The following is a 6,571-nucleotide window of genomic DNA, read 5'->3' as shown; positions in this document are numbered from 1 at the left end:
CCCCCTTCACCCCGCCGACACGCCCGCCATCGGATCCCCGCTCACCCCACGCTCAGGTACGAAGAGCCGGATAAAGAGATATCCGATCGCGTGAATTCCTTGAAGGAACTCCTTGCCGAAGCCGCTTTGGCTGTCACGTACAGCCGCCACAGCTCCAATCAGGACGAATACCATCATCACATAAATGACGATTTCTCCGAGAACTGCCATAATTGTTGCCTTACCTGCTAGGGGAAATATGTCGACGATTTTGCTTCATCGCCTGGAAGCCGGCCCGTCGTGTACGAGTCCACGTTGACTGGTACAGGCCGAGTTTCGGGTCAGCGCGTCAGCCCCCGTTTCTGAGCTGTTCCTAGCTCAGAAACGGGGCAAGCGACCACCCATACGGGATTGGGAAGTCCCGTTTGGTGACCCCTGGGCTCACCGCCGGTTGCGTGCCCGGGACGTCATTCGACCCAGTGCGAATGCCCCGCCCAACATGACACCAGCGAGGATGACGTACTTCATATCGGTGGGTTCAAGAGTGACCTCTGAACTCCAGGCGCCCATCGATACGTCGAAAACAGGCCTTCCTTCTCGAAGCCGAACACCCTTAACGTCCACTCCAAAACGCCCAACTGGTGATAGTACCTTCATTGATTTCTCCTTGAACTCAAACTATTGCCACTGAGATTCTTCAATACCTCGCGGAATGCTCCATTTGCCGCATCCACTGCGCCTCGCTCTGTTTTTGGATCATCTGTTGAAAAACAGTCGACGACATCGCCACGCGCGTTTAGGGCATTCTCAATATTCCGCATGGGGACCCGGCCAGATGCAAGCACCACCGCGTCCGTGGGGAGTCTGACTGTCACGCCATCATGAATGATCGTGGCCCCGGTAACTCGAGGGAAGCCGTGAACAGACTCCAAGGAGGCATTCCAGTAGGTGTAGGTGCCCGGGAACGGGGTAGAGCCGATGCCACTCCGTAGAGAGACGACGCGTGATGCGCCGCTCCGCAGCAGATGGGTACAGAGGTGCTTTGCAAGATAGCCATCCCCCAGCACGACTGGGTTTCGTCCTGGCAACACCCCAGAATCCAGATAATGATGAACCACCGAACCAGGCAGGACGCCCGCGCCTCGATCCCCCTGAATGCCGAGTTCGGCCCGAGTTGCCGGTCGCGTCCCCGACGCGAGCACCAACTGGTCCAACTGATGCTGCCGAGCTCCTTCTGGACCCAAGGTGCTGAGCACACCGTTACTGAACTCAGCAGCTAGAGTTCCCAGATTCCAAGAGACCCCGGCTCGCGTGGCCTCACGTGCCAACTGCACCGTTTCGGGTTCAGGCTCCTGCCCCCCGGGCTCCGGCAGCCGATCAATGCACAGGACGCTCTCCCCGTTTTTGGCAAGAAGCGTTGCGACCCGGAGGCCCGATCTCCCCATCCCGACTACCGCGATGCTAGCCATTTCGGGCCACACCCACTCCGATTGATGAACCCGGTTCGTGCATCGGGGTCTCCCAAGCATCACCTTCCCGGTAAAGGGAAGTAATGAACGCAACCCCAGAGAGACATGCGGAGCCTTGACAACGGCCCCAAGATGCGTGTGTTCGGCGCGCCACCCCACCGATCGTCTTGGCGGGAAGCGGGTCCCGGAGGGCCTGGTGAATATCGAGCGCAGTGACCTTCTCGCACGCACAAATGACAGTACGTCCCAGCGGATCAGACGCTTGCCTTGCCCAGTCATTATCCCACCACAACGGGCGCACAAAGTTGAGCTCCTCGTAAGCATCGCGTTTGCGATTTGAGCTCAATCCAGCATCTACCAGCAGGTCGCGAACGAACGTCCCCATCGCTGGGGAGGACGACACGCCGGTCGACCGAATGCCTGCTACCTGAAGGAGGTTCTCAGACCCCTTGGCCCAACCCACGCGATAAGTGGGGTCACTGTGCGGACGGAGACCCGCAAACGCCTTGATCGCAAAATTGGTGTCGATCGTGGGCATTAGCACCCGACAGCGCTCAACCACCTCTTCGATTCCACTACGGGTTGTAGACCGGTCCTGCTTGTCCTCCAGGTCTTCAGCATCTGGACCGATCAGAACTGACCCGTGGGCCGTTGGAATGACCATGGGCCCGTGGCCCATCTTCGTCGGCATGCCCGTGAGGATGGAGGGCACGTTCGCTCCAAATTCGCGATCAAGAAGAACCCATTGTCCGCGTCGTGCTGTGACGGGGAACTGATCTCCGTGAAGCGCCCCAGAAACCTCATCTCCGGAGACGCCAGCGGCATTGACCACAAACCTAGGTCGGTACCGTCGCCTCGTAGTAATGACCTCTTGGACCCGATTGTCTCGCACGGTGGAGGAGATGACCGATTCACCTAGAAAGAACCTCACCCCATTGCGCTCCGCCAACTCTGCATACGCGACCGGCAGTCGGACCGAGTCGACAACCCCCTCCGCAGGAACAAAGAGTCCCGCCTTGGCTTCTGGGGATGCATGGGGAGCGACCCGGTGCAACTCGGCACCAGTCACGATCTCAGCCGCGACTTCGTTGCTCTCAGCCTTTTCCAACAGGGCCGGGAGACCTTTGACATCGTCCTCAGAAAAGGCCAAGAGCGTAAGGCCAGTTCGTCGGAACCTCACACCCAGTTGCTCACAGAGACGCTCCCACTGAGGGGACGATGCCTTGACAAGGTCTGCCTCCAGGGTTCCCGGCTTCATAGACCACCCTGCATTGGTGATCCCACTGTTAGCGCGAGAGGCTTCCTCGCCGACGTCATGGCGACGCTCAACAACGGCAACCCGAATGTCCAGATAGGACAGCGCCATGGCAATGGAGGTTCCCATGACGCCAGCCCCGATGATAAGAACATCAGGTTGCTCGGCGGCCACCTCATTCACATCTGACATAATCAGCTCTTTCCGACTAGCTAAATGACGTCATCCCCGACGTCTGGATGCGCCGAAGCTAGTTCGTGGGCCCATCGGGAGTCAACGGGTAGCCAGAAGATCGAGTCCTTCGATATCGGAAATTGCTGTGCGAGCGAGAGGGAACATCGGGATCCACTATCTTTGGAGTGGTCACGACCTCGGGTGGTTCCACTCCCCGAACGGACTTGGGCAGCCCGCGCACCAGTCGCATCGAGAAAATAGATAGGATGGCTCGTCGGCTGTTTCATGGATGACGGTGCCGACGGCTACCTCCAGGAGCGCCCATGGCCAATCTTCTTGAAATCTGGACCACCACCCGACTTAGGCTCATGGTTGAACTCGAGCGTTGCGGCTCACTCTCCCAAGCCGCAGAGAAAGTGGGGCTCAGCCAACCTAGCGCGAGCGAGCACATCCGCATCATTAACAGAGCTGCCGGTGAGCCAGTGGTGGTGCGCAATGGACGGACGCTGGCCCTGTCTCCTGCCGGGAGAATGGTTGCGGCCTACGCCGCACACGCGCTGAGCAACCTCGTTGCCGGCGAATCTGCGCTAGCTGCGCGGATTGGACTACGAGCCGGAAGCCTCCGATTGGCCGCTTCGTCCGTTCCTGGTACGTATATTGTCCCAGACGTTCTTGTGTCCTTTCAGGAGGAGGCACCTGACGTGTCCATCGAGTTCTCCGTGGGCTCAACGGCAGAAGTTAGACAATGGATCCTGTCTGGGAGGGCATCTTGCGCGGTCACCTGCGGTGACATCGCCGACGATCGTCTCAAAGTGAGCCCAGTTGGCCCGGACGACATCAAGGCAGTTGCTCAGCCGGGGCTCTTGGCATTGACCTCCATGGGGCAGGCCCATCCCTCCCAATTGGACAAACAGACACTCCTCGTACAGGAATTCGGTTCAAGCACACGCAACTACGCTCAGCAGATCCTAGAAGGCACCACCTATCGTTTTCGACGGGTGTGGGAGTTAGGGTCTGTAGACGCTGTCAAGCGCGCCGCGAGACAGGGCAGCGGGATCGCATTCCTCTCCACCCATACTGTTGTTGAGGAACGGCGCAGGGGCGAACTGATCACCTTCGATGTACTCGGTGTGCCAAAGCCCAGTCGTCGCGTTAACGTTGTACGCGCAACGGGATCGCCGGAGAACCCAGCAGAAAGGTTCTTCGAGTCCCTGCTGCGAGCCCAACTCAGCGCCCACACCCAAGATGGCTCCAGGGCCCTGAACGGCTCTGCAACCATTCCGCCGATAGGTACGAGTACCGCTCAGGGATGAAGTGCCACACACCTCTTGCATTCTCGGATTCAGCCCAGGATTACGCAGCAGATGACACTGCCTTGGGGACGTGGGTCACCATGCTCACGGCGGAGCCTGCGTCGACAAAGTGGCCCAGAATCTGCGACAGCACCCGGGTCAGATCGCGCCGGTCGATGCAATCGAATATCTGCGAACCCCATCGGGCCCTGAGTCGAACATGCCTCCGGCCGAAGAAGAGCAGTTCTCCCAGGGCGCAGGCCAAGGACAAGGTATGAAACGCCGCCTAAGGCAGGCGTCTGATTGCGCCTCGGTTGGCCCCTCACGTCGGGGGTAGGTGGGGGTATGCGAAGGGGGTACGCGAGAACGTCGGCGTACCCCCACGTGTACAGGTCCCAATCCGAAGTGCCTTGGGCATCGAACGGCTGCGTGATAAGGTTACCTTATGTTACTGGCGCAGGAGTACCGCGCAGCTCGCCGGGTTGAGGACATGGCCCGCCTTCGGCGGGTCTTGGCGATCCGCGCCATGGGGGCAATCGGACTCAGCCAACGAGAGATGGCGGAGCAGCTTGGCATCAGCCAGCCAGCCGTCAGCCAGCAGCTCAAGAACGCGCCCGATCTGGTCACCGTCGATCCTGAACAGCTCCTCGAGGCAGCCGCACCCATCCTCAAGTCGCTGGCGCTGGGATCCGGCTACACAGATTTGGCCGTGTTTGGTTCCGTCGCCCGCGGCGAGGCGCGTCCCGACTCCGACATCGATCTTCTCGTCAAAGCACCTCCCGGTACATCCTCATTCGACTTCGTCGAGTTCAAGCTTCTCTTGGAGCAGGTGCTTGGTCGAACGGTGGACCTGGTGGAGTATGGCGGACTCAAGCCGCACCTTGATGACGACATCCGACGCGATGCGGTCATGCTGTGATGGACCTGAGTGCCGCCAAGGAACTCATCCACATCCAAGGATGGTTAGAGCGCGTCGAGGCAAGGATGCCTACGTCGCGGATCCCTTGCTTCAGGAAGCCGGAGACTCTCTCATGATGAAGGTCGGGGAGGCCGCCAATCGGCTCGCCAAACTCGAGGTCCTCCCTCCTAAAGGAGTCCGCTGGGCAATAGCGATTGCCAACAGAGACTTCCTCATCCACCAGTACGACGACATCAACCGGGACATCAGGCTCAGAAGGCTATCCGGCACCGGGCTGCAGACTGAGGGCCTGACTGCGCTCTCGGGAGACACCTCTCCATGCCACAAGCCTTGTCGTTCGGAAAGGCCAGTGGCCATGAACGGCTGACGACGCGCGTTGAGCGTCACGGAAGCCTTAGGCAGGGGACGGCGGAGAGCACGGTGAGGCATGCCCAGACGATCAGCGCTGGGCCCAGTCCCGCCATGGAACCGAGGATGCCGACGGCCATGGAGGTGATGGGCATCACACCCAGGACCATGCTTCGCTGGGCACCCATCAGGGTGCCGAGCTGTTCCGGCGGGCTGTGGCGTGCCGGGAGGTCGGACCCAGCCACCATCGCGATGGAAGTCCCGCCTGCGGCAAGAACCGCTTGGACGCCGAGCCATGCCTCAGGTGGCCCCGGAAGGACGTTCCCCAGAGTGCTCGCGACAAGCGCGACTCCCGCAGCCATGCCGGCGGAAACCAACAAGCGCGTCCTGCGCAGACCTAATCTCTGCACCAGGGGCGATGCGACGGCGGCACCCAGGATCCCGGAGACAGCACCGACCCCTCCAATCATGGCGAAGGCGGTCGGGCTCAACCCCAGATCACGGATGGCCAGCACCGGCATCGTGGTGTTCGCAGCCATGGCTCCCGCGTTGGTCAAGACGTTGGCCAGGGTGATGTTCCACAACACCGGAGTGGTGCGGAGATGCGTGAACCCGGCTCGGGCCTGGGCCCAAGCCGACGAACGGATGGGCTCAGGCAAAGCGGAACGGCTGAGCCGGATGCCTCGCTGGGCAAACAGGGACCCGAGGTACATCACCGCACCAGCTAGCCATGCCATCGGTAGCGCCACGACACTCAACAAACCTGCGAGAATCAGAGGCCCGGCGGCATGGCCAACTTGGGAGAAGCTCTGCACGCGGCCGAAGGTCGCGCGGATGTGGTCGGACTCGACGAGTCGAGGCACGGCGAGACCCTGGCCCGCGGTGAAGGCCACATCAGCAACACCGAGAACGGCCGCCGCCATGATGAGGATGACCAGCCCTGTCGCCCCGTGCAGCACGCCTATGAGCCAGGCCGCGACCGCCCCGAGCAGCACAAGGACCCGAAGGGCCGTTCCAGCCGTCATGAAGCCGACCGGAGCACCACGCCGATCTGCCAGTAACCGGCTCTTCCCAATTGAGGGTGTAGGGGTGGCGCGGCGTGGCGGCTGGCTATAGGGGTCGAGGCCTCCCGATG

7 protein-coding genes are annotated in these 6,571 nt (G+C 60.8%); 3 read left to right on the top strand and 4 right to left on the bottom strand.

What is annotated here, in order from left to right; genetic code table 11:
- Positions 1-6: 6 nt before the first annotated feature.
- The 3 genes from eutH to ABEA30_RS15310 form a co-directional block, all read right to left on the bottom strand.
- Positions 7-210, bottom strand: a complete 204-nt coding sequence (gene eutH / locus ABEA30_RS15315) for an ethanolamine utilization protein EutH (protein ID WP_345584402.1) — start codon at positions 208-210, stop codon at positions 7-9.
- A gap of 422 nt (positions 211-632) precedes the next feature.
- Positions 633-1,424 (bottom strand): NAD(P)/FAD-dependent oxidoreductase, encoded by a 792-nt coding sequence (locus ABEA30_RS16000; protein WP_386084756.1) that lies wholly within the window; start codon positions 1,422-1,424, stop codon positions 633-635.
- Between the two features lie 16 nt (positions 1,425-1,440).
- Positions 1,441-2,895: an NAD(P)/FAD-dependent oxidoreductase gene (locus ABEA30_RS15310; protein WP_345584400.1), complete on the bottom strand. Its 1,455-nt coding sequence runs from the start codon at positions 2,893-2,895 to the stop codon at positions 1,441-1,443.
- Between the two features lie 305 nt (positions 2,896-3,200).
- Between ABEA30_RS15310 and ABEA30_RS15305 the strand changes: the two genes are divergently transcribed.
- From ABEA30_RS15305 to ABEA30_RS15295, 3 genes are all read left to right on the top strand, one after another.
- Positions 3,201-4,190, top strand: coding sequence for a LysR family transcriptional regulator (locus ABEA30_RS15305; RefSeq protein WP_345584398.1), 990 nt, complete (start codon positions 3,201-3,203; stop codon positions 4,188-4,190).
- 424 nt (positions 4,191-4,614) lie between these two features.
- The gene (locus ABEA30_RS15300; RefSeq protein WP_345584396.1) at positions 4,615-5,088 is read left to right on the top strand and encodes a nucleotidyltransferase domain-containing protein; all 474 of its coding nucleotides are present in this window, start codon (positions 4,615-4,617) and stop codon (positions 5,086-5,088) included.
- Positions 5,089-5,200: 112 nt separating this feature from the next.
- Complete coding sequence (locus ABEA30_RS15295; RefSeq protein ID WP_345584394.1) at positions 5,201-5,455, top strand: ribonuclease HepT family protein; 255 nt, start codon at positions 5,201-5,203, stop codon at positions 5,453-5,455.
- Positions 5,456-5,471: 16 nt separating this feature from the next.
- Here ABEA30_RS15295 and ABEA30_RS15290 read toward each other — a convergent pair.
- On the bottom strand, positions 5,472-6,571 hold a 1,100-nt coding region (locus ABEA30_RS15290; protein WP_345584393.1), incomplete at its 5' end, for an MFS transporter.

Source organism: Tessaracoccus lubricantis, assembly GCF_039544535.1.
Taxonomy (GTDB): Bacteria; Actinomycetota; Actinomycetes; order Propionibacteriales; family Propionibacteriaceae; genus Arachnia; species Arachnia lubricantis.
The sequence above is the reverse complement of the archived record's forward strand: the minus strand, read 5'-3'. Positions and strand labels throughout refer to the sequence as shown.

Coding starts and splice junctions, on each gene's coding strand:
- ABEA30_RS15305 (WP_345584398.1), top strand. CDS start 3,201: ATGGCCAATCTTCTTGAAATCTGGACCACCACCCGACTTAGGCTCATG.
- ABEA30_RS16000 (WP_386084756.1), bottom strand. CDS start 1,424: ATGGGGAGATCGGGCCTCCGGGTCGCAACGCTTCTTGCCAAAAACGGG.
- ABEA30_RS15300 (WP_345584396.1), top strand. CDS start 4,615: ATGTTACTGGCGCAGGAGTACCGCGCAGCTCGCCGGGTTGAGGACATG.
- ABEA30_RS15310 (WP_345584400.1), bottom strand. CDS start 2,895: ATGTCAGATGTGAATGAGGTGGCCGCCGAGCAACCTGATGTTCTTATC.
- ABEA30_RS15295 (WP_345584394.1), top strand. CDS start 5,201: ATGATGAAGGTCGGGGAGGCCGCCAATCGGCTCGCCAAACTCGAGGTC.
- eutH (WP_345584402.1), bottom strand. CDS start 210: ATGGCAGTTCTCGGAGAAATCGTCATTTATGTGATGATGGTATTCGTC.